This is a genomic window from Acidovorax sp. (assembly GCF_034519795.1).
GTDB lineage: Bacteria > Pseudomonadota > Gammaproteobacteria > Burkholderiales > Burkholderiaceae_C > Acidovorax.
Window position 1 is genome coordinate 680,656 of the sequence record NZ_JAXHOB010000014.1, and the last position, 21,484, is coordinate 702,139.

Sequence of the window (21,484 nt, forward strand, 5' to 3'; positions counted from 1 at the left end):
GCACTAGGCCTAGCGATAGGGTGGATAGGGACATGCTGCGTTGCATAGCGGCAAATCCTAGCACAGGCAACGCGGCATGGCGAGCCCGGGACAGCACAGGGGCTTTTGGGGCCGGCGATCTGGCGCAGTCGCCGGCGATTGCGCCGCCGCTTCTAGAATCGCAACAGCCTGATCCCATCCACCTATCGCCGGAGACTTTATGCCCTACATGCTGCTCATCATGGAACCCCCTGGCCAACGCGCCGAGCGCGGCCTCGTCGCCGGGCAGGAGGTCTATGCGCGCATGCAGCGCTTTGGCGCCGGGTTGCAGGCGCGGGGCCTGCTGCTGGCCGGCGAATCGCTGGCCAATGACACGCAGGGCGTGCGCCTGCAGGTGCGCGAGGGCCAGCCGCGCCTGGTCGACGGCCCCTTCGCCGAAACCAAGGAAATGATCGGCGGCTTCTTCCTCGTCGACTGCGCCACGCGCGAAGAGGCCCTGGCCATCGCGCGCGAATGCCCCGCTGCGGAATGGGCCACCATCGAGGTGCGCGCCATCGCCCCTTGCTACGACGGCGCGACAGGCTGATCCGTCAATCCTCGCCCTTCTCCTTGGCCTGGGCCGCGTAGACCAAACCGATGCGCCGGTACATCCAGCGCCACGCGAACACGTAGAGCATCACCACCAGGCAGGCCACGGCGAGGCCGGGCCTGAAGGGCGTGGAGAACACAAAGCGCCAGGCCCAGTAGAGCTCCGAAAAGCCCATCAGCGCGAAGGTGCCCAGGCCCACCCACGGGCCCTCGGCGCGCCAGGCGCCGACCGACACGAAGGCATGGCTGACCAGCGCGGCCAGGCCCAGCACCAGGTTGGTCACCATGGCCAGGAAGGGCCGCACCTCGAACCAGCCGGCCAGGCCCTTGAGCGTGGGCGTTTCGTCGGACTTGGCACCCAGCATGGTCTTCAGGATGAAGGCCGTGAAGATGCCCTTTTGCCGCAGCCGGCCCGAGGCCGTCTGCTGGCTGCCCATCACCGAATCGACGAGCTTGCGCGTCAGCCAGTCGCTGCCCGATGGCGATCCGCTGCCGGAGCCGTCCTCGTCCTCTTCCGGAGGCAGTTGCCTGATCGCATCCGGCACCTGGTCGCGCAGGGCCTCGGGCACATGCTCGATGGCACTGCTGCTGCGCCGCACGGCATACGCGCACACGGTGAGCGTGCGCAGGGCTTCGGGCACGTACTCCAGGCGCCAGCCGCTGTCCTTCACGTGCTCGATGCAGGCCTCCTCGCCCAGCATGTCCGGCGGGATCTGCGTGAACTGCTTGACGCCCTGGCGCAGCGCCGCGGCGTAACGCGCCGGCGTCATCAGCCGGCGCGGCACGAAGCGCACCGTGTCCTCATCGGCGGCCAGGGCCGCATCCACCATGGCATCGGTGATGCGCTCGCGCGGAATGTCCGCCAGCGTGCGCGGGTGCGACTGCAGCTGTGCCACCAGTGCTGCGTCGTCGGCCGCCCCGGCCTGGCCTTGGGCCAGGGCCTGCAGCCAGCGCGTGTCTTCGGTGTCGTCCCACTGCGCACTGTAGGGCGAGTGGATGGAGAGCACGGTCGATGCCTCCAGCGCGGCCTCCTGCTCGCGGCCCAGGGCCCGGTAGGCGCTGGCCAGAACGTAGTGTGCGTGCTGCTCGTAGCGCATCTGCGGGCGGCCGAGTTGCGCATCGGCAATCGCGCCCTCGTAGTCGCCGGCCCAGAGCTTCACCCAGGCGCGGGTGCCGTGCCAGTGGCTGCCCTCGCGCGGCTCGCCGTCCTTGCGCGAGCGCTCCAGGTCGTCTTCGATCAGCTGCGTGGTCACTGCCAGGCGCAGGGCCTCGGGCACGTGCAGGAACACGTCCGAGCGGTCCTTGAGCGCGGCCACGCACACCGGCACGCTGCGCAGCGGCTCGGGCATCTTTTCGAGCGACAGGCCGTTGACGCGCGCCGACACCAGGCACAGCTCGGGGGTGATGAGCGCGGGCGGAATCTCCTCGATCAGGCAACCATAGTCATGCCGCACGGCGAGGGCGGCCAGCTCCGGTGTGATCTTCGCCTTGTCGATGTAGCTGATGTTGTAGATATCGGCCTTGAGCGCCGCCTTCTCGACCGCATCGGTACGCAGCCAGTGCGCCAGGTCGCGCAGCGGCGCCTGGGCGCGCACCGCCTTGAGCGCCAGTTCCGGCGTGAGCAGGCATCCCCACAGGTCACACAGGCTGTTGTGGTCCCAGGTCTTGGGCATGCGGCTGTTGCGCTCGTCGCGCCAGTCCCACTCGTGGCGGCCGGCATAGAGCGCGCGCGCCAGCGCCAGGCCCTCGGCGGTCATGCACTCGGGCGGTATGTTCGCGGCCTGGTCCACGCCCCGGCGGATCAGCGATTCCAGCCGCTCAGGCGTCTGGAACGGGCCGGGCACCCAGGCCAGGGCCTCCACGTCGCTGGCCAGTGCCGCGTCCACCATCGCATCGTCGAGCCATGGCGCGGGCACATGGGCGATCGCATAGCGGTCGCTGGCCACGGCCTGCAGCCATTCCTCGCGCGTCTGGGGCTTGGGCCGCTGCACGGCTTGCGGGCCGGGGTCTTCCCCAGGGCCCTCGTCCTGGTTCTCGCCAGCTACCTGCGGCGCCACGCCGCGGCGGGCGCGGCGCGCCGTCTCCAGCGCGTCCAGGCTGGGCGCCACCATCAGCCACAGCTCCGACCAGGTGTCGCCATCGCCCGAGTCCGAATGCTTGTACAGCGTGAGCCACTGCTCGCGCGATTCGCGCAGCACGCCGCTGTCGCCCGCAAGGGCCTGCGCCAGCGGCACGGCCCAGGCCTGGGTGCGCTCGCCAGAGCGGTTCCAGGGCACGGCGTGTTCGGGGTCAGGGTCCGGCGTGCCGTAGCGCGCGGCCAGGGCCTGGACCATCGCCTCGCGGAGCTGGTTCACGGCCTGGTCGCGGTCGCTTGCCAGGTAGTCGTAGTGGCCGTTGTGCTCTTCGCTGGTGTAGGTGCGCGCCACGCGGCGCACCACCACCGCGCGGTTGGCCTGCACGGTGTCTTCGTCCTCGTCTCCCTCCTCATCGTCATCATCATCATCGTCCTCCGAGGAGGATTCGCGCTCCAGCGTCTCGCCGGCGGCCAGCCGGTGCAGCCGGGCTTCGGCTTCGGCCAGCAGGGCTTCGGCCAGGGGGGTGATGCCTTCCACGGTGCCGATGGCTTCGAGGTGTTCGGTGGGCGCGGGCTCGAAGAAGGGCCGGCGCGGTCGGCAGTGCTCCTGTGGGCTGCTGTGCCAGAGCGCCTGGCCATCGGCATCGAGCAAGCTTGCGTGCTGGCCGTCGTATGCGGCGCGCCAGACCACGGCGCCCTCCTTGTCGACAAAGGCCACCTGGCCATCGCGCGTGAGAAACGGCACCAGGGGCGTGTCGGGCTGCTCGCCCACCAGCCAGCCGTCGCCATCGGTCAGGGGTTCGAGCAGCGGATCGCCCACGGTGAACACCCGGCCGTCGGTGTGCAGCAGGCCCCAGGTGGCCGGGTGGTCCTCCTTGCGGCGCTGGTAGGTGCGCACCACGGCAAAGCCGCCTTCGGCGCGGAAATGGCTGCCCCAGGCCAGCGGCGGGGTGGGCAGCGGCGTGCCGTCGGCACGCAGGAAGGCGGTGCCGTTGTAGGTGCTGGCCGCCAGGCCGCAGGCCATGTGACGCGAGAGGTGGCGTTCGCCCTTGACCGCCACACGGCCCTGGGCGTCCAGGTAGCCGTGGCCGTTGTCCCAGGAGTTGGGTTCGTCGAAGTAGGCCAGCCCGTCGCTGTTGAAGGCGTCGATGCTCGGGTAGCGCGGCTCCAGCACCCACTGGCCGCGCGTGTCGATCAGGCCATAGAGGTCGCCATCGAGCGAGGCCGGGGTCACGGGCAATTCGCCGAAAGGCTGCGCGGGCTTGAAGCGCGGCTCGATCACCCAGCGGCCATCGCGGTCGACGAATCCGTGGCCCTTCTTCCACAGCACGGCGCGGGCCAGGCCGCCCGCGCCGAACAGGCTCAGCTCGTGGAAACGCTCCGCGCAGGTGAAGCGGCCTTCGCGGTCGATGATGCGCCAGGCGTTCTCGCCCACCTTCACGGCGCACAGCCCGTCGCGGAACGGCCGCGTGTCCTCGAAGCTCGGAGGTATCACCACCTCGCCCGCGAGGTTCACGAAGCCCCAACGCCCCCCTTGCTGGAAGCGCGCCATGCCGTCCTCGGAGTAGTTGCGGGCGCTTTCCAGCGTGGGTGGCACGCGCCAGCGGCCTTCGGCATCGATATAACCCCAGCGGCCATCGTCGGCTTTGGCGGCGGCGATCCAGCCCCCCTGCCCGTCGGCGTTGAAGCGAAACAGCGTCTGCAGCCCTTCGGCTGGGACGATGGCCCGGCCCGGGTGCACGATGGCGCGGGTGTAGCGGGTGCCGTCGGGCGACAGCGGGATGCTGGCAATCCAGGGGGCGGCTGCGGTGGTGTTCTTGTTCATGGTTTCCGGTTCCTCCGCGCAGGATCGTAAGGGCGGGCCATGGACCACCCGGCCAGTGCTCCCACACGGTGGGGAAAAGGCGGGCATTTGTCACGCTTTGCCCCCACAGTCGCGTGGCTGCCGTGGTTTCACCTGTATCAATTGGTGCGCGCAGATTTTCTAAGTAGAAACCCGCGATTTGCAGAACCCATGTCGATTTCGTGGCTGGCCGTCCGTCGTGGAGGATGAGCGCAGGGAATTTCCATCTCCCTGCACAGTGACTTCCACACACAGGAGGATGTGCCATGCGATTCATGATTCTGGTGAAAGCCAGCCCCGAGAGCGAAGCCGGCGTGCTGCCCGGTGAGGAGATGCTGGCCACCATGGGCGCCTACCATGAGGAGCTGTCGCGCGCCGGCGTGCTGCTCGACGGCGTGGGCCTCAAGGCCAGCGCCCAGGGCTGGCGCGTGCGCTACGGCAGCGGCGGCCAGCGCACGGTGGTCGACGGGCCCTTCACCGAGACCAAGGAGCTGATCGCCGGCTACACGCTGATCCAGGTGCGCTCGCGCGACGAGGCCATGGAATGGGCGCGCCGTTTTCCCAACCCGCGTGGCGAGGGGCTCGAGGCCGAGATCGAGGTGCGCCCGGTCTTCGAGCTCGATGACTTCACGCAAGGCGAAGCCGTTGAGCGCTTCCGCAAGCTTGACACTGCACGCCACTGATTGCCGGGGACACCACCATGATCAAGACCATCGCCCTCATCGTGCTGGCCGCCCTGGCCCTGCTGCTGGCCTATGCCGCCACCCGCCCCGACAGCTTTCGCGTGGAGCGCAGCCGCGTGATCGAGGCCCCGCCCGAGCGCGTGTTCGGCCTGGTCCAGGACCTGCGCCAGTTCAACACCTGGAACCCCTACGAGCGCAAGGACCCCGGTGCCAAGGGCGAGTACAGCGCCGCCACTGCCGGCCCCGGCGCGCGCTATGCCTGGCAGAGCGACAAGGTGGGCACGGGCAGCATGGAGATCACCGAGGCCACGGCGCCTTCCCACGTGGGCATGAAGCTCGACTTCGTCGCCCCGTTCGAGGCCCACAACCGCGTGGACTTCACCCTCCAACCCGAGGACGGCAGCGCCCGCGCCACCCGCGTCACCTGGGCCATGCACGGCCCCGTGCCCTACCTGGCGAAGATCATGCATCTGTTCTTCGACATGGACCGCATGGTCGGCAAGGACTTCGAGGACGGCCTGGCCTTCCTCGCGGCCGAGGCCGCCAAGTGATCCTGCCCGGCTTTCGCATCACCCCCTGTTTTCCCCGCACCTTATCCCTTATCGTTCCACCACCTTTGGAGACCGCCATGCAACACCAGATGATCTTCGTCAACCTGCCCATCCAGGACATGGGCCGCTCGCAAGCCTTCTTTCGCGCGCTGGGCTACGACTTCAACCCGCAGTTCACCAACGAGCAGGGCGCTTGCCTGGTGCTCGGCGAGAACCTCTTCGTGATGCTGCTCGTCGAGGAGTTCTACAAGACCTTCACCGACAAGGCCGTGGCAGATGCAAGGAAGACCTCCGAGGTGCTGGTCTGCCTGTCGGCCCAGAGCCGCGAGGAGATCGACGCCCTGGTCGCCAAGGCCGTGGCCGCCGGTGCCACTTCGCCGCGCCCGCCGCAGGACCATGGCTTCATGTACGCCCATGGTTTCGACGACCTCGATGGCCACACCTGGGAGTTCGCCTACATGGTCGACGCCAGCAAGGCACTCGGCTGACCATGGCTGCGCCCAGCCCCGATGCCCTGCACCGCACCATCGAATCGGTATGGCGCATCGAGGCGGCCCGCATCATCGCCCGCGTGGCGCGCATGACGCGCGACGTGGGCCGGGCCGAGGAGCTGGCGCAGGACGCGCTGGTGGCCGCCCTGGAGCACTGGCCCACCACCGGGCTGCCTGACAACCCCGCCGCCTGGCTCATGACCACCGCCCGCAACCGTGCCCTGGACCACCTGCGCCAGCAGGCCATGCAGGCGCGCGAGCACGAGGCGCTGGGCCATGACCTGGAGGCGCTCGAGGCCCAGTACACGCCGGACTTCGTCGAGGCGCTCGATGCCGCACGCCAGGACGACATCGGCGACGATCTGCTGCGCCTGATCTTCACCGCCTGCCACCCTGTGCTCTCGACCGAGGCGCGCGTGGCGCTCACGCTGCGGCTGCTGGGCGGCCTGTCCACCGTGGAGATCGCACGCGCCTTCCTCGTGCCCGAGGCCACCGTGGCCCAGCGCATCGTGCGCGCCAAGCGCAGCCTCACGGCTGCGCACGTGCCCTTCGAGGTGCCCGGTGCGGCCGAGCGCGCGCCGCGCCTGGCCTCGGTGCTCGAAGTCATCTACCTGGTCTTCAACGAAGGCTATGCCGCTACGGCCGGCGACGACTGGATGCGCCCGGCCCTGTGCGGCGAGGCCCAGCGCCTGGCGCGCGTGCTGGCCGGCCTCACGCCCGACGAACCCGAGGTGCAGGGCCTGGTGGCGCTGCTGGAGATCCAGGCCTCGCGCCTGCCTGCGCGCACCGATGCCGAGGGCCGGCCGGTGCTGCTCATGGACCAGGACCGCTCGCGCTGGGACCCCCTGCTGGTGCGCCGCGGCCTGGCCGCGCTCGACCGTGCCGAGCAACTGGCCCGCGCCGGCCACCCCTGGGGGCCTTATGCGCTGCAGGGCGCCATCGCGGCCTGCCATGCGCGTGCGCGCCGCGCCGCAGACACCGACTGGCAGCACATCGTGGCGCTGTACGACGCGCTGCTGCAGGTTGCGCCCTCGCCCGTCGTGGCGCTCAACCGCGCCGTGGCCGTGGGCATGGCCGACGGCCCCGCCGCCGCTCTGGTGCTGGTCGATGCATTGGGCGCTGACCCCGCCCTGCGCGACTACCACTGGCTGCCCAGCGTGCGCGGCGACCTGCTGGCCAGGCTGGGCCGCAACGGCGAGGCGCGTGCGCAGTTCGAGCTGGCCGCCAGCCTTACGCGCAACGTGCAGGAGCAGGCCCTGCTGCGGGCCCGCGCTGCGGACTGCGGCGCGTGAAAAGACGGGAGTGACAGGGTGCGGCTTTTGCCGTAACGTGCGGCCCTCCACGGAGTGATCGCCATGCATTTCCCGTCCACGCCCCCGTTCCCGCTCGAAGGCGGCTGCGATTGCCACCATGTGCGCTACCGCATGGAGACCGCGCCGCTGTTCGTGCACTGCTGCCACTGCCGCTGGTGCCAGCGCGAATCAGGCGCCTCCTTCGCGCTCAACGCCATGATCGAGGCCGACCGCGTGCACCTGCTCGGCGGCAAACCGGTGCTGGTCGACACCCCGTCGCAAAGCGGCCTGGGCCAGAAGATCGCGCGCTGCCCACACTGCCATGTGGCCCTGTGGAGCCACTACGCGGGTGCGGGGCCGCTGGTGTCCTTCGTGCGCGTGGGCACGCTCGATGCGCCCGACCACCTGCCCCCCGACATCCACATCTTCACGCAGTCCAGGCAGCCCTGGGTGGTGCTGCCCGAGGGCGCGAAGGTGGTGCCCGAATACTACGAGCGCGAGGCGCACTGGCTGCCCGAAAGCCTGGCGCGCCGCCAGCTGCTGCTGCCCCGGATAGCGGCCTACCGCGCCGCGAAGGGCTTCGATCCGCTGTAGGCGCGCAGGCGGTCCGCGTTGGCCAGGTCGGCGATGGGCGAGAGCAGCGCCCGGTCGAAGTCCTGCAGGGCCTGGCCCGAATGAACGCGCTGCGGCCAGTCCGCATGGGTGAGCGCTCCCCGGCCGAGCGAAACCAGGTCGGCCTCGCCACGCTCGATCATTCCAGCGGCCGCGGCGGGCGCATGCAGGGAGCCGTTGGCGATCACCGGCAGCGTCCCGTGCCGCCGGGCGAGTGCTGCAAGGCTCGGCCCGTCGCCGAAGGCAGGCTGCCAGGCCTCGAACTCGGTCGTGTGCAGGTAGTCGAGGGGCATGGCCGACAGGGCCGCAAAGGTTGCCGCCGCCTGGGGCTCACCGCCGGGCCACTTGTGTGCGAAGTCGTTCACCTTGCCCTGGGAGACCCGGTATCCGATGGCAAAGCCCGGGCCCACAACGCGGCGCACCGCATTGACCGTCTCGGCGCCCAGGCGCAGGCGGTGTTCGAGGGTGCCGCCGTAGCCATCGCTGCGCTGGTTGGTGTAGTCGGTGAGGAACTGGTCGAGCAGGTAGCCGTTCGCGCCGTGGATCTCCACCCCGTCGAAGCCGGCCTGCCTGGCGCGCAACGCGGCGGCGGAAAACCCGGCAACGACCTCGTCGATCTCGGCGAGCAACAGTTCCGCCGGCATCCCATAGACGCCCTCGCCCCGGTAGAAGCCCATCTGCATGCCTCTGGGCTGCACCGCGGAAGGTCCCTTGGCGCCGGCACGGTGGGGGTTGCCCTGCGCGATCGCACCCGCGTGCATCAGCTGGGCCACGATCCGGCCGCCCGCTGCGTGCACCTGTTCCACGACCGGGCGCCACGCGTCGCGCTGAGCGTCGTCGGCGAGGCCCGGCTGGAACAGGTAGCCCTGTGCGTAGGCCTTGTCGGTGTAGATGCCTTCGGTGATGACGAGCCCGAAGCCACCGCTGGCGAACGCGCCGTAGTAGCCGGCCATGCGGGGGGTGGCCCGGCCGTCCGCGGTGGCGCTGACCCGGGTCATCGGCGCCACGGCCAGGCGGTTGGCCAGTGGCAGCGGGCCCAGGGCGACCGGAGCCAGGAGCGTGGATGCATCCATCTCAGCGCCCCTGGGGAGTGGGTACGACGGCGATGGCTTCGATCTCGATCATTGCCTCGGGCGTGTAGAGGGCTCGGATCTCGGCGATGGTGTCGGCGGGGTATGGGGCCGCAAAGAACTCCCGGCGCAGGGCCACGACATCGTCGAAGCGGCCCATGTCGGTCACGAAGATCGTGACCTTGACGATGTCCTGGAGGCCGGCGCCGCCGGCCTCCAGGGCCCGGCGCAGGTTTGCGAAGGCCTGCCGGCCCTGTGCCAGGAATCCGCCCGGGACGATCTTTCCATCCTGACCGGCACCGGCCTGCCCGGAGATGAACAGCCAGCCGTTGGCCTTGATGCCCTGCGACAGCAGGAAGGGTTCGTAAGGGTCGGGGTGGGTGATGACGCGCTCGATCATGGTTGATTTCCTTTCATCTGAAACCGAGGCCACTGCGGCCCCGATACAGGGAAGATAAAGAGCGGCAGCGTTTTCGACAAAGGTTCATTTCTCAGCGGTAAGATGAGTTCATCTCATCCAAAGGCGGCGCAGGCCTGCCGTTCGCCCATGTCCATGCACCGACGATCCCTGCCGCTCTCGGCCCTGCGCGCTTTCGAGGCGGCGGCCCGCCTGGGCAGCTTCAAGGCAGCGGCCGAGGAACTCGCGGTCACCCCGACTGCGGTCAGCCACCAGATACGGGGGCTGGAGCAGCAACTGGGCGCCCCCCTGTTCACCCGCCAGGTCCGCCGGGTGGTGTTGACCGAGCCGGGCATGCAGCTGTACCCGGTGCTGCGCGACGGCTTCGATGCCTTCCAGGCCGCGCTGGAGCGGCTGGCGCAGGCACGGCAGCGGCCGCAGGTGGTGATCTCGGCAACCAACGCGTTCACCGCCAGATGGCTGCTGCCGCGCATGTCCGACTTCCGTGCCCAGCTACCGGGTATCGACCTGCAGTTGCAGGCCTCGGACGAGCCCGCGGACCTGCGCTCGAGCGCCGTCGACATCGCCATCCGCTATGGCCGGGGGCCCTATCCCGGCCTGTCCGTGGAGGCCCTCTTCACCGACCATTTCGCACCGGTGGCCAACCCGCGGCTCGGGGTGCGCTCGGCCGAGGACCTGACGCGGTGGCCCTTGATCTACTTTGCCTGGCGGCGACCCCGGCCGGAAAATCCGACCTGGGAACGCTGGTTCGCCGAGGCCGGACTGCGGGAGCAGGCGCCAGCGGGCGCGTTGCGGTTCTCGGACGAAGGCCATGCCATCCAGGCGGCGATTGCCGGCCAGGGCATTGCGCTGGTGAGCCAGGCACTGGTGGCCGAAGAACTGGCGTGCGGCAACCTGCACCAACCCTTTGGGCCGGGCATCGCAGGCCACACCTACCACCTCGCCGTCAGCGACGAGCGCGCGCCATCCCCGAGCACGCGAGCCGTCATGGCATGGCTGAGAAGCCAGGCGACAAGTTAGTGTCCCGACGGCCCGCGCTTACTGCGCGGCAGGTGCTTCCAGGAGGGATGGATGGCCGGCTTGGGCGCAGCCCCCAGTGCCGCGCGCGCGAGCGCATCGGCCTCTGTGTTGCGGTGCCGCGGTATCCACTGCACCTGCACGGTGGTGAATTCGGCCAGCAGACTGCGTGCGGCCGCATACAGCGGCGCCAGCCGCGCATGGGCGGCTGCCGGCGCAGTCGCCATCTGTTCCACCAGCAGGCTGCTGTCACTGTAGACCTGCACTGCGGTGGCGCCCCGTGTGCGCGCTTCGTTCAGTGCCAGCATCAGGGCACCCAGCTCGGCCTGGTTGTTGCAGCCCGTGGCGTGCGTGGCCTGCGACAGGGCGTGGCGCGTGCCGTCGGGCGCCACCAGCACGGCGCCCAGGCCCATGCGGCCGGGGTTGGGGATGGCGCTGCCATCGCAGTGGATGACCCAGGGCGCTGGAGCCAACCCGTCCATGGAATCGGCGAAAAAAGGCTTACTCAGGCTGGCGGTAGAAGGCTTCCACCGTGCCCTTGAGCTTGATCATCAGCGGCTGGCCCTTGCGGTCCAGCGTCTTGCCGGCGGGCACCTTCACCCAGCCTTCGCTGACGCAGTACTCCTGCACGTCGGTGCGGTCCTTGCCGTTGAAGCGAATGCCGATGTCGTGCTCGAACACGGCCGCCACGTGGTGCGGGCTGCGCGGGTCGACGGACAGGTGGTCGGGCAGCGGTGGGGCTTGGGTGGCGTCGGTCATGGCAAAGATCTCTCGGGGTCCGTACAAACAAAAAAGGGGCAAGCGCGTATTTTCGGCGATCCCGGACCCACCCCGCTGGAAGGGGATTGGCGGTGCTCAGGGGGTCGGCACCGCTGCCGGCGCCCTGGCATGCTGCGCCAGCAGCTTGCCCACGGCCGGCTTGGCGCAGCGCTGCAGCGCCATCAGCAGCGCATGGCCGGGCTCGGCCACGCCCCAGCGCTGGCGCAGGTCGTGCTGCATGCGCGCCAGCAGCTCGGCGGCCATCTCGGCATCGGCCAGGGCCCGGTGGGCCTGGCCGATGCGCGGCAGGCCGTGGTAATCCACCAGCGTACCGAGCTTGTGGCTCGGCGCCTCGGGGTACAGGCGGCGCGAGAGCAGCACCGTGCAGGCGAACGGATGCGGCGCGGCCACGCCGGCCAGCGCCAGCTCGGCCTGCCAGAACTTGCTGTCGAACGCGGCGTTGTGCGCCACCATGGGCGCATTGCCCACGAAGCGGGCGGCGTTCAGCATCACGCCGCCAGCCTCGGGCGCGGCATTCACCATGGCATTGGTGATGCCCGTGAGCTGGGTGATGAACGAGGGGATCCACGCGCCGGTCTTCATCAGGCTCTGGAAACGGTCCACTACGCGGGAGCCCTCCAGCAGCACGATGGCCACTTCGGTCGCACGCGCGCCCTGGCCGGGCGAGACGCCCGTGGTTTCAAAGTCGATGACGGCGATGCGGGACATGGGGCCTGGAGGATAAACCGAAGCCCTTGCCCCGGCCCGGGCCCAGGGTTTGCGCCCTGCCAGGCGGGCTTCAGGCCGCCGTATAGGTGTAGTCCACCGGCACGGCGCGCTCATAGACCGTCTGGCTGGCGGCGTTCTTCATCACCAGCCGGACGCTGGTGAGTTTGCCCGGGTCGATCACGGTGAAGTGCCTGGGCACGACCCCCGTGCCCACCTGCCTGCCCGTGGTGCCCTCGTAGGTCATGTTGGCCTCTGTCTCGGGGATGGCCCAGATGTCCAGGCCTTCCTCGGTGTTGATCGCATAGGTGATGTCCACGCCAATGCGGGTACCGGCCTTCACCACGGCCGGCGAGGGGATGGACAGGGTGATGCCGGTGATCTCCGACCCCTTGCCGTCGTTCATCCACTCTTCGTCGACCTCGGTCTGCTCGTAGGTGAAGTCCACCGCCAGCGCCTGGTTGAAGACTTCCACGAAGTCCTGGTTCTTGGCCACGATGAACAGCTCGCGCACGTTGCCCGCTTGCGTCAGGTGCACCGAACGGCGGATCCGGCCCGTGCCGGGCTCCATGCGGTCGTGTGAACCCTCGTAGACCGAGTCGTAGGTGGTGTCGAGGATCTTCACCCAGACATACAGCGGCTCGCGGGGCGCCGAGTAGCGGTAGTCCAGCGCCACGGTGATGGGGGTGTTGGCCTGCAGCACGCTGCCCGAGGGCGGGTCGATGCGCACGGCGGTGATCTTCAGGTCGGTGCGGGTGTTGTCCTGGCGCCTGGCGCGCCGCACAAAGTAGACGAGCAGCCCGATGGCCACCAGTCCTGCTATGGTGATGTAGACGTTTTCCACGGTGAATTTCCCCCCAGGTACCGCACCTTGCTGTTGGTATGGATGGGGCGGTGCGTGGTGCCCCGGGGGCAAATTATGGTGGCGCGCGGCCCGGGGTCAACAGCGGGGGTGTGCGAGGAAGAAGCGCAGCATCTCCTCGGTGGCCGACACGCCCCGGGGATCGGTATGGCTGCCGCGTGCATCGCCGCCGGCCCAGGCGTGGCCGCCACCGTGCAGCACCCAGTGCTCTGCCAGCGTGGTGCCGCCGCTCTGGTACAGGGTGCGCGTATAGCCCTGGCCGTGGGCCGACCGGCCGGTGGTCACCGCAGGGAGTACCTCGCCCTCGGCGGCGGCCAGCGCCGCCTCCACCAGTTGCTCGCCATTGCGCGCATGCACGGTGGCATCGGCGTCGCCGTGGAAGACGATCAGGGGCAGGGCCGTGCCCAGCTGGATGACGGGGGGCGTGGTCGTCGCGAACGGGCTGGTGCTGGCGGCCTTGGCGCCGGTCTTCATCGCCGACAGCGCAGCCATCACGTTCTGCGCCGCGCCGGCCGACAGGCCCGAATGCACGCCCACGGCGGCAAACAGCTCGGGGTACTCGCGCGCCAGCAGGGCCGCCATGGCACCACCGGCCGAGAGGCCCGCTACATAGACGCGGTTGTCGTCCACCGGGTGGCGCGCCATCACCTCGCGCACCATGGCCACCAGCGTGGCCGGCTCGCCGCCGCCGCGCCGCTGGTCCTGCGGCCGGAACCAGTTCCAGCAGGCCTTGGGGTTGGCGCTGCCCGCCTGGGCCGGGTAGAGCACCAGGGCATTCGCCCGCGCCGCCGCGCCGTTCATGCCCGTGCCGGTGGCGAAGTCCTCGGGGTTCTGGGTGCAGCCATGCAGCATGAGCACCAGGGGCATGGGGGCACCGCTGTCGGCACCGGGTGGCACATACAGGTAGTAATGGTCCTGCGGGGCGCCGGCCAGTGCGAAGGCCACCTTTGTGAAGCTGCCGGGCGCCTGCGTGGCAGGGTGCCGGGCGCTCGCAGGGCCCGTGGCCGGGGAAGGCTGGGCGCGGGCGGGCGTGTCCTCCTCCAGGTCGATCACCACGGCGTCCTCGACGTCGGCCTGTGCAAAGGGGTTGCGCCAGCCCGGGCCGGCCGGGCTGGACACGGGCGTTCCCGCGCGGCCTTCGCGCAGGGTGCCAGTGGCGCCGGCATGCGGCGCGGTGGCGCTTGCCGCGCCTGCGGTGGCCGGCAGGCCGCCCAGGGCCTGCTGGATGGCGCGGGTGGCGTCGGCCAGCTGGCCCTTGCGCACCAGGTTGGTGGCATTGCCGAGGAGTTGCTTGAGATTGTGGTTCCAGTCCATGGGGAGGTCCTTGGGGTGAGCTGGTAGGGCATGCGCCGTTCATGGCACGGCCGCCCCTGGGCGGCTGGTGCCGTCGGTTTTTTGTCTCGGAATGCCGCCGCTCGAAAGGGCCGGTCTGGAATGGGAGATGAAAGAAATCGCCGTTGTGGTGCGCTGGGCACCCGCCACGGTGGGCGCTTGTCTCAGCCGATGCGGCCCGCCAGTGCCGCCTTCACTGCCGGGCTGGCGTGGAAAGCCCCCAGCACGGTGACCGAGGCGATCGTTGCCTGCGCCAGTTCGGGCGGCACGTCGTCTTCGATGCTGGCCAGGCCCAGCACGCGGATCTCCAGCGTCTGGCCTGCGGCCTGCACGGCCTCCAGGTCGGTGCGGCCAAAGCGCTGCAGCCCGAGCACCAGCATCTTGCGTGCCACCACCTGGCGCACCTCCTCGTTCTGGGTGCTCAGCTGGTTGCGGATGGCGGTGCGGATGAAATCCGTGCGGTTGGCGTAGAAGCCCTCCGAAACGAGCAGATCGATGTGTCCCAGGTCCACATAGCCGAGGTTGATGGTGATTTTTTCTGAATCGGGGGCCTTGCTGCGCAAGGCCAGGGAGGTGTTGGAAGTGGAGTTCATAGTGCCTTCTGGCCGTCTTGTGCCATCCATATGGATGGTAAATGGATGGTGCATCGGCGTTTTCAAGGCCCGTCCATCAAAAAGAAAGAGCCCGAGGGGCCCTTTCTGGTGCATGGCGGCCGTGCGCGGTATCAGCCCGCGCCGCGGCTCCCGCCACCGCTGCTGCTGCCCGCCCCGCCCTGGCGCGACTGGCCCTGGTTACCGCTGCCCAAGTGGGTGTCGCGGTCGCCACGGCTCTCGGGGGTGCGGCGGCCCTGGTTGATCTGCGTGGTCTTGTCGCCTGCGGCGTTGTGGGCGTTGGCCACCTTGCCGCTGCCGTCGCTGGTGGCATTCAGGTCATCGTCGGTCTGGTTTTCCTTGCTGCCCATGGCAATCTCCTGTGGTGCGGAATTGAACGGTGCGCCCAAGCCTGGGCGCACCAGCGGAACGCGCGGCCTTGCCTCAGGACAGCGTCAGTTCCTTGTGTTCGCCCAGATCGCGTGGCTGCTCGCCGGTGATGGCGGCCTTGGCCATCTTGAACAGCTGCACCATCTTGCTTTCCTTGACGTCCCAGTATTCGGCGTGGCCCAGGCGCACGGCCAGCAGCGCCAAGTTGGGGTCGGTGTGGCCCGCAGGAAACCAGGCCTTGGCCATGGGGGACCACAGGGCTTCCTTCTGCGCCATGTCTTCCACGAAAGTGGCCTGGCCCGACAGGGACACATAGCTGTCATCGCCCGGGTCGGCATACGACACGTTCACCTGGCCGTCGGTCAGCAGGCGACCATAGAGCTCGCCATTGCGAGGGATGAAGAAGTACAGCAGCGACTGCTCGTCAATGCTGCGGTTCTGCGTGGTCAACGGGTGTGCGTGCAGCATGCCGTTGGCATGGCGGTGCGTGAGCATGCCGAACTTGATGTCCTTGATCAGCTTCCACAGCGTCTCGCGGGCGGGGGTGTCGTGTTGCATGGGGGCCTCCGGCAGATGGTGAATCGGTAAAAATTCACTGTAGGCCGCTCCCCTTCCCCGTCGTGTCGGCTCAGCGCGCAGTCGGGCGTGCGCGTTTGTCCCACAAGTCAGCGCTCACAGGCCCTTCTTGTCCTGCAACACCCCTTGTAACGAGGCTTCCAGAGCAGGAAGATCGTCCGTGATGGTTTTGAACAGGATCTCATGCGCCACCTGCTCGTAGCCATGGGCAAGGATGTTGCGCAGTCCGATCACCCTGCGCCAGGGAATGCCAGGCATGTCGGCCAGGTGGGCGGGCGTGCGATCGATCGTCACTGGAACAGGGCGCGCAACTGAGGCTCTATGCTGCGGCGGCGAAATGGGTTGTTCATCACCGATGGAAAAGCCAGATCGATCTTGCGGCCGGCAAACGCTTCAGACAGTTCGTCCTGCTGTCCACCAGCGCAAAACCGCTGGGGGCCTCGCCAGGAATGAATTCCACCAGCAGGTCGATGTCGCTGTCGGGGCCCTCCTGGTCCACGGCTGCCGAGCCGAACATCTGCAGGCGGCGCACATGGTAGCGCCGGCAGATGTCTGCTATATGGGACTGTTGGGCAGGGCCGATGTGCATGCCGCAATTGTGCGGGAGTGGCCCTGGCGTGCGCATTCACGCTTTCTTCAGAAACTCCGATTTGAGCAACATGCTGCCCAGGTCCGTCTTGCAGTCCACATTGTGGCCATCGGCGCCGTCGACCAAGCGGATGCCCTTGATCTTGGTGCCTTTCTTGAGGGTGGATGACGAGCCCTTGACCTTGAGGTCCTTCACCAGGATGACGGCGTCGCCGTCGGCCAGCGGGTTGCCATGGGCATCGCGCACGATGCCGTCGCTCCCGGCCTCGTCGGCCTCTGCCGCCTCGGCCACAATGGGCCATTCAAAACTGCAGTCGGGGCAGGCATAGCTGCCGTTGCCATCGGGGTAGGTGTTCTCCAGGCCGCATTGGGGGCAGGCGGGGATGGCGCGGGTCATGGAAGGCTTTCTTTCTTTTCTGGAGAGAGGGTCGGTGCCGCATGGCGGCAAAGGGGGGCGCTGCTCAGCGTGGCCTGCGCTGCTCCAGCGCAAACGGCGGCAGCCCCTTGAGCAGGCGCTGCCCGTACGAGGTGTTCATGAGCCGCTTGTCGTAGCAGTACACGTGGGCCTGGTCCTCTTCGGTGCGGATGGCGCGGCCCACCCACTGGGCCAGGCGGATCGCGGTGGCCGGCACCACCAGCTCGCTGAAGGGGTCGCGCCCCACGGCGCGCAGCCATTCGGCACGGGCCTCACCCACCGGGTCGTCGGGTGGGGCGAAGGGCAGCTTGGTGATGAACACCGACTCGCACAGCCGGCCCGGCAGGTCCAGCCCCTCGCCGAAGGACTGCATGCCGAAGATCACCGAGGGTTGCCCCTCGGCCACGCGCTCGCGGTGGCGCTTGAGCAGTTGGGTGCGCGGCAATGCGTTCTGCACCAGCACCACGGAGCGCATGGCGGTGGGCAGGGCCTCCACCGCCTGGCGCATCTGCTCGCGCGAGGTGAACAGCACCAGCGCGCCGTATTCCACATTGGCGATGTCGTAGAGCAGCGCGTCCACCATCTCCGCCGTGAAGGCGGCAGCGTTCTTGGGGTCGGCCCGGGTCTCGGCGGCGATCAGCGTGCCCTGGGCGGCATAGTCGAAGGGGCTGGGCACCTCCAGCGTGGTGGCGGCTGCATCGCCATGCAGGCCCGACTCGCGCATGAAGAACTCGAAGTGCCCGCAGCTCGTGAGCGTGGCCGAGGTCAGCACCGCACCGCGCACCGCGCTCCACAGGTGGTTGCGCAAGGTGGTGCCCGGCAATATGGGGCTGGCATGCGCCTTGACCACGATGAAGTCGCCCTCCACCTCCAGCGTGAACCACTTGGCCGCCGGCACCGCGCCCTCGGGCGCGTCCTGCAGCAGCAGCTGGGCGGTGGCGTGCAGCTCTTCCAGGCGCGGCGCCAGCATGCCGATCTGCGCATACAGGGTGGACAGGCGGCGCGCCTCGTCGGGCTTGTCACGCATCTCGGCGCGCAGGGACTTGGAGATGGCGCGCAGCGCTTCGAGAAAACCGTCGGCGCTCGCGGCCAGCAGGCCCAGCGGGCCGATCAGTGGCTCGGGCAACTCACCGCGCGGCACGCGCACGCGCGCCGGTCCCCAGGCGTCCTTCTGGCTCTTGAGGGCCGGGCCGTAGACGTCCATCACGGTGCGCGCCAGGTCCTGCAGCGTCTGGCGCAGCTGGCCCGAGTGCTTGGGGATATCGGCGATCTCCTCCACTTCAAGCAGCGCGCCAATGCGCAGGCCCCGGCTGGCCAGGCGTTCGATCCAGGTCACGCGGCTCAGGTCCATGCTGCAGGCGAACTGGTCGAGCGCCGTCGCGGGCAGGTGGTGGGCCTCGTCCAGCACCAGAAGGCAGTTGTCCAGCTCGGGCAGCACGCGTGCGCCCAGGGACGAGAGCAGCAGGTCGTGGTTGGCCACGATCACCTGGGCGCCGACCAGTTCCTTGCGCTTGTCGTAATAGGTGCACTGGCTGAAGGCCGGGCAGTGCTTGCCGGTGCACGAGGCACCCTCGGCCGCCACGGCGCTCCACACCTCGGGCTCGGGCGGCGTGTCCAGGCTGTCGCGGTCGCCGTCCCACCCGCCCTTGCCCAGGGTCTGCGACATGGCCGAGTAGAACTGGATGCGCGCCTCGGTCTCCTGGCGCGGGCGCTTGGCGCGGGCGGCGGCCTCTTCCTCGGCGAACAGGTCGTCCTCCATCGCCTCCTCGGCCTCGCCGGTGCCGGCCAGCCGGTCGAGCTTGAGCTTGCACACATAGCGGCCGCGCCCCTTGGCCAGCGCGAACTTGAAGGGCTGGGGCAGCAGCTTGGCCAGGGCCGGCAGGTCCTTGTTCACCAGCTGCTCCTGCAGCGCCACCGTGGCGGTGGATATCAGCACCCGCGTGCCCCGCGACAGCGCCATTGCGATGGCCGGCGCGCAGTAGGCCAGCGACTTGCCCACGCCCGTACCGGCCTGGATCACGGCAATCGACCGGGTGGGCGCAGCCTCGCCCGCTTCCTCGTCCACCTTGCCCAGCGTGGCCTGGCTGAAGGTGTTCGCCACCTGCTCGGCCATGCGCCGCTGCCCACCCCGGCTGCGGAACCCCGGGGTGGCCTGTACCACCGCATCGAACGACTGCAGGGCCGCCTGGGCCGGCACTCATTAGGAGGTCATAGGAGGGCGTGTATGGATGGAGGCCTGACTTTTTGTGTGCTGAAAAATGGGCTGCTGGCGCTTCAAGGAAAAGCGTTAGCAGCTATCCATAAAGTAGCGAATGAATGTTGATGTTGCTCGATGGAGCGGTGGCGGCTATGCTCAAGAATAACTGATTTTTCATACAGTCTTTTCTTGCACATGATGGTGGAATGCCCATGAAAATCCTGCCCGCTGAATTCGACGGCCAGCGCCATCCGCCGTGCTGTACGACGGTGGCACCGGAGACCTGGTGGTTCTCGGTGATTGACGTGGTGCAGGTGCTGACGCAACAGCCCGACGACCTGACGGCTACGGTCAAATACCGGAACGCAAGCTCAAGCGCCAGGCTTGGTCAATGAAGGTAGCCGTCATCGGACGAAAGCTTGTCACAGTTGAAAATGCCCGCTGCCAGATGGAAAACAGCGCCTCACCGACCGTGCCACCGCAGAAACTTTGCTGCGCATTGTGCAGTCCGTCCCCAGCCCCAAGGCAGAGCCCATCAAGCTCTGGCTGGCCAAGGTGGGTTACGAGCGCATGCAGGAGCTGGCCGATCCGGCCCTTTCGCTGGACCGCGCCCGCCAGACCTGGCAGCAGCATGGCCGCAGCGACAAGTGGATTCAGCAGCGCATGACCGGGCAGGAAACCCGCAACAAGCTGACCGACTATTGGAGCGAGCACGACATCAAGAAGGGCAGCGAGTTCGCCATCCTCACCAACATCATTCATCAGGAATGGGCGGGCCTGAGCGTGTCAGCAGCACAAGGAATTAAAGGGCCTGAGCAGCCACAACCTGCGCGACCACATGAGCGAGGCCGAGCTGATCTTTACCGCCCTGGCCGAACTCTCCACCCGCCAAATTGCCGAGAGCGTGCAGGCTACCGGCATGGCTGCGAACAAGACCGCCGCAACCACCGGCGGCCGCATCGCGCGCCAGGCCCGCAACCAGTTGGAGAGCCAAACCGGCAAGTCTGTGGTGACCGGGGCCAACTACCTACCGCCCGATGTGCCTAAGATGCCGAAGTTGCCCAAGGCGGCGAAGGCAGTCGAGACCGCGAAACCGACGCCGGTCAACAAGCCGTCCAAGAATGCGTAAGGCACAGCGCAACTTCACTCACACCCTCTCACCATGAGCCGCCCCTCGTTGATGACGCAACTGCCCCACCGCTGGGGTCAGAGTCAGAGCAAGCAGCCTTGCGCTGCAAGGCCTGCTCACTGAGAGACCGTTGCCAGCCCCTTGCCACCCACACCCAGCGTTCGCTGGTGCGAGCTGTGCTTTATGGCCGATCAGCGGGCTGGCCCCCAGCGCAGCCGTGAAAGAAAATCCCCGCACAGCTACAGGAGAGCAAAGATGCAGGGGGAAATGTGTGGGGATATGCGCGTAACGGCGGCACGTTTGGGGGCGCGGGCAAGCTTCGTACTCGGCTGGCTCGGGGCGCTGGGCCTTGTAGTGCTGCTGTGCATGGTGAGCGCATCCAGCGCGTGGGCACAAAAAGCCCCCTCTTCGGCTGCCCAGGGGGCTGACACCCCAGCGCGCCAGCGATTGCTGGCGCAGGAGCTGGTGCCGCAGCAGCCCGACCGGTACGCCTGGGTGCGCGCGGCAGAGGCCCAGGGACAAGGGGCCGATGCGCTCTATTTGCGTCTTGCTTTGCTCGACGAATGGCTGCTGGCTCTGGAAGGGCGGCCCGTGCAGGCGGGCCGCACCATCGAAGCTGCCATCGCCCACGGGCGCGAGGTCGATGCGGACGACCTGCAGCGCCGCGCGCGGAGGGTGTGGCCCTCCATCCTGAAAGCGCAGCTGCGGCCGCAATGGGACATGGATGGCCCCAGCGCCCCACTGCCGTCCGAGCTTGAGGCCCTGGGCGCAGACATTGCGCAAGAAGGTCCGGGCTTCTGGGTGCACCGCGCCAAAGATGGGCGCCCCCGGGGCCTCTATCTTTGGCTGGGCGTGCGCAATGGGCTGGGCGAGCCCGTGCCTTTGCCCGAATTCGCGCTGCGCCTGGGCCGCCCCGGCCAGCAGACAGCTGCGCCGTTGATGCAATGCTATTTGCCTCGCTACAGCACGCAGCAACTCATCCCGCCGCAAAGCACCCAGCATTACCTGTGCCGCGCGGGTGAAGGTGATTTTGGGCTGCCGCCGCTAGGCGTCGGCTGGCTGGCGCAGATGGGTGAGTGGTTCGGCCAGGGCGCATCCCTGCAGACCGAACTACCCCAGCACGACCAGGCCTTGTCGCGCACGGGCCGCATCCTGAGTCAGGTGGACAACCCGGCGGTGGACGACTTTCTGCGTGGTGCCCGTGAATCCACCGAGAAGCAGCAACAACTAGCAACAACAACGTGCCCAGGCGGCGGCCGCAGCGGCAAAGAAGGCCCATGAAGCCACGCCAGCGCGCCGCTC

At 68.4% G+C, this 21,484-nt stretch carries 26 protein-coding genes; 10 read left to right on the plus strand and 16 right to left on the minus strand.

The window, feature by feature from the left end; all coding sequences use genetic code 11:
* The first annotated feature begins 199 nt into the window (after positions 1–199).
* A complete protein-coding gene (locus U5N23_RS19955) occupies positions 200–565 on the plus strand; it encodes a YciI family protein (protein ID WP_322594469.1) in 366 nt (121 codons plus the stop codon).
* A 4-nt stretch (positions 566–569) separates the two neighbouring features.
* Here U5N23_RS19955 and U5N23_RS19960 read toward each other — a convergent pair whose 3' ends face one another.
* Positions 570–4,466, minus strand: a complete 3,897-nt coding sequence (locus U5N23_RS19960) for a WG repeat-containing protein (RefSeq protein ID WP_322594470.1) — start codon at positions 4,464–4,466, stop codon at positions 570–572.
* Positions 4,467–4,750: 284 nt separating this feature from the next.
* Between U5N23_RS19960 and U5N23_RS19965 the strand changes: the two genes are divergently transcribed.
* The 5 genes from U5N23_RS19965 (at position 4,751) to U5N23_RS19985 (ending at position 8,095) form a co-directional block, all read left to right on the plus strand.
* Positions 4,751–5,167 (plus strand): YciI family protein, encoded by a 417-nt coding sequence (locus tag U5N23_RS19965; protein ID WP_322594471.1) that lies wholly within the window; start codon positions 4,751–4,753, stop codon positions 5,165–5,167.
* 17 nt (positions 5,168–5,184) lie between these two features.
* The gene (locus tag U5N23_RS19970; protein WP_322594472.1) at positions 5,185–5,718 is read left to right on the plus strand and encodes an SRPBCC family protein; all 534 of its coding nucleotides are present in this window, start codon (positions 5,185–5,187) and stop codon (positions 5,716–5,718) included.
* Between the two features lie 77 nt (positions 5,719–5,795).
* Positions 5,796–6,206 (plus strand): VOC family protein, encoded by a 411-nt coding sequence (locus tag U5N23_RS19975; protein ID WP_322594473.1) that lies wholly within the window; start codon positions 5,796–5,798, stop codon positions 6,204–6,206.
* 2 nt (positions 6,207–6,208) lie between these two features.
* Positions 6,209–7,501: an RNA polymerase sigma factor gene (locus U5N23_RS19980; RefSeq protein WP_322594474.1), complete on the plus strand. Its 1,293-nt coding sequence runs from the start codon at positions 6,209–6,211 to the stop codon at positions 7,499–7,501.
* Between the two features lie 63 nt (positions 7,502–7,564).
* Entirely contained in the window at positions 7,565–8,095 is a 531-nt protein-coding gene (locus U5N23_RS19985; RefSeq protein WP_322594475.1) for a GFA family protein, read from the plus strand.
* On the opposite strand, the gene U5N23_RS19990 is transcribed toward U5N23_RS19985, so the two are convergent.
* Together U5N23_RS19990 and U5N23_RS19995 are read right to left on the minus strand one after the other, a co-directional pair.
* Positions 8,062–9,186, minus strand: a complete 1,125-nt coding sequence (locus U5N23_RS19990; protein ID WP_322594476.1) for an NADH:flavin oxidoreductase — start codon at positions 9,184–9,186, stop codon at positions 8,062–8,064. The two genes, U5N23_RS19985 and U5N23_RS19990, sit on opposite strands and share 34 nt — an antisense overlap.
* Before the next feature lies 1 nt (position 9,187).
* Positions 9,188–9,583 carry a RidA family protein gene (locus tag U5N23_RS19995; RefSeq protein WP_322594477.1) on the minus strand — a complete coding sequence of 132 codons (396 nt, stop codon included), beginning with the start codon at positions 9,581–9,583 and terminating at the stop codon, positions 9,188–9,190.
* Positions 9,584–9,736: 153 nt separating this feature from the next.
* On the opposite strand from U5N23_RS19995, the gene U5N23_RS20000 reads away from it, so the two are divergent.
* Positions 9,737–10,621 (plus strand): LysR substrate-binding domain-containing protein, encoded by an 885-nt coding sequence (locus U5N23_RS20000; protein WP_322594478.1) that lies wholly within the window; start codon positions 9,737–9,739, stop codon positions 10,619–10,621.
* Here U5N23_RS20000 and U5N23_RS20005 read toward each other — a convergent pair.
* The 12 genes from U5N23_RS20005 to dinG form a co-directional block, all read right to left on the minus strand.
* Positions 10,618–11,100, minus strand: a complete 483-nt coding sequence (locus U5N23_RS20005) for a ribonuclease HI family protein (protein ID WP_322594479.1) — start codon at positions 11,098–11,100, stop codon at positions 10,618–10,620. The two genes, U5N23_RS20000 and U5N23_RS20005, sit on opposite strands and share 4 nt — an antisense overlap.
* A gap of 19 nt (positions 11,101–11,119) precedes the next feature.
* Complete coding sequence (locus U5N23_RS20010) at positions 11,120–11,377, minus strand: DUF3297 family protein (RefSeq protein ID WP_322594480.1); 258 nt, start codon at positions 11,375–11,377, stop codon at positions 11,120–11,122.
* A gap of 96 nt (positions 11,378–11,473) precedes the next feature.
* Positions 11,474–12,106: a 3'-5' exonuclease gene (locus U5N23_RS20015; protein ID WP_322594481.1), complete on the minus strand. Its 633-nt coding sequence runs from the start codon at positions 12,104–12,106 to the stop codon at positions 11,474–11,476.
* Positions 12,107–12,176: 70 nt separating this feature from the next.
* Positions 12,177–12,947: a hypothetical protein gene (locus U5N23_RS20020; protein ID WP_322594482.1), complete on the minus strand. Its 771-nt coding sequence runs from the start codon at positions 12,945–12,947 to the stop codon at positions 12,177–12,179.
* 96 nt (positions 12,948–13,043) lie between these two features.
* Positions 13,044–14,279 (minus strand): PHB depolymerase family esterase, encoded by a 1,236-nt coding sequence (locus tag U5N23_RS20025; protein WP_322594483.1) that lies wholly within the window; start codon positions 14,277–14,279, stop codon positions 13,044–13,046.
* Positions 14,280–14,461: 182 nt separating this feature from the next.
* Positions 14,462–14,890, minus strand: a complete 429-nt coding sequence (locus U5N23_RS20030) for a CopG family transcriptional regulator (protein WP_322594484.1) — start codon at positions 14,888–14,890, stop codon at positions 14,462–14,464.
* A gap of 131 nt (positions 14,891–15,021) precedes the next feature.
* Positions 15,022–15,258 (minus strand): hypothetical protein, encoded by a 237-nt coding sequence (locus U5N23_RS20035; RefSeq protein ID WP_322594485.1) that lies wholly within the window; start codon positions 15,256–15,258, stop codon positions 15,022–15,024.
* 73 nt (positions 15,259–15,331) lie between these two features.
* Entirely contained in the window at positions 15,332–15,835 is a 504-nt protein-coding gene (locus U5N23_RS20040) for a pyridoxamine 5'-phosphate oxidase family protein (RefSeq protein ID WP_322594486.1), read from the minus strand.
* 114 nt (positions 15,836–15,949) lie between these two features.
* A complete protein-coding gene (locus U5N23_RS20045; RefSeq protein ID WP_322594487.1) occupies positions 15,950–16,147 on the minus strand; it encodes a DUF86 domain-containing protein in 198 nt (65 codons plus the stop codon).
* Positions 16,148–16,202: 55 nt separating this feature from the next.
* Positions 16,203–16,442 (minus strand): nucleotidyltransferase family protein, encoded by a 240-nt coding sequence (locus tag U5N23_RS20050; protein ID WP_322594488.1) that lies wholly within the window; start codon positions 16,440–16,442, stop codon positions 16,203–16,205.
* Between the two features lie 36 nt (positions 16,443–16,478).
* Complete coding sequence (locus tag U5N23_RS20055) at positions 16,479–16,838, minus strand: zinc ribbon domain-containing protein YjdM (protein WP_322594489.1); 360 nt, start codon at positions 16,836–16,838, stop codon at positions 16,479–16,481.
* Between the two features lie 64 nt (positions 16,839–16,902).
* Entirely contained in the window at positions 16,903–19,053 is a 2,151-nt protein-coding gene (gene dinG, locus U5N23_RS20060) for an ATP-dependent DNA helicase DinG (protein ID WP_322594490.1), read from the minus strand.
* A 212-nt stretch (positions 19,054–19,265) separates the two neighbouring features.
* On the opposite strand from dinG, the gene U5N23_RS20065 reads away from it, so the two are divergent.
* Positions 19,266–19,448: a hypothetical protein gene (locus U5N23_RS20065; protein WP_322594491.1), complete on the plus strand. Its 183-nt coding sequence runs from the start codon at positions 19,266–19,268 to the stop codon at positions 19,446–19,448.
* On the opposite strand, the gene U5N23_RS20070 is transcribed toward U5N23_RS20065, so the two are convergent.
* Positions 19,405–19,815 (minus strand): hypothetical protein, encoded by a 411-nt coding sequence (locus U5N23_RS20070; protein ID WP_322594492.1) that lies wholly within the window; start codon positions 19,813–19,815, stop codon positions 19,405–19,407. The two genes, U5N23_RS20065 and U5N23_RS20070, sit on opposite strands and share 44 nt — an antisense overlap.
* Before the next feature lie 76 nt (positions 19,816–19,891).
* Here U5N23_RS20070 and U5N23_RS20075 point away from each other — a divergent pair, with 76 nt between their 5' ends.
* Entirely contained in the window at positions 19,892–20,182 is a 291-nt protein-coding gene (locus tag U5N23_RS20075; protein WP_322594493.1) for a hypothetical protein, read from the plus strand.
* A gap of 183 nt (positions 20,183–20,365) precedes the next feature.
* Positions 20,366–21,463: a hypothetical protein gene (locus U5N23_RS20080; RefSeq protein WP_322594494.1), complete on the plus strand. Its 1,098-nt coding sequence runs from the start codon at positions 20,366–20,368 to the stop codon at positions 21,461–21,463.
* The last annotated feature ends 21 nt before the right edge of the window (positions 21,464–21,484 follow it).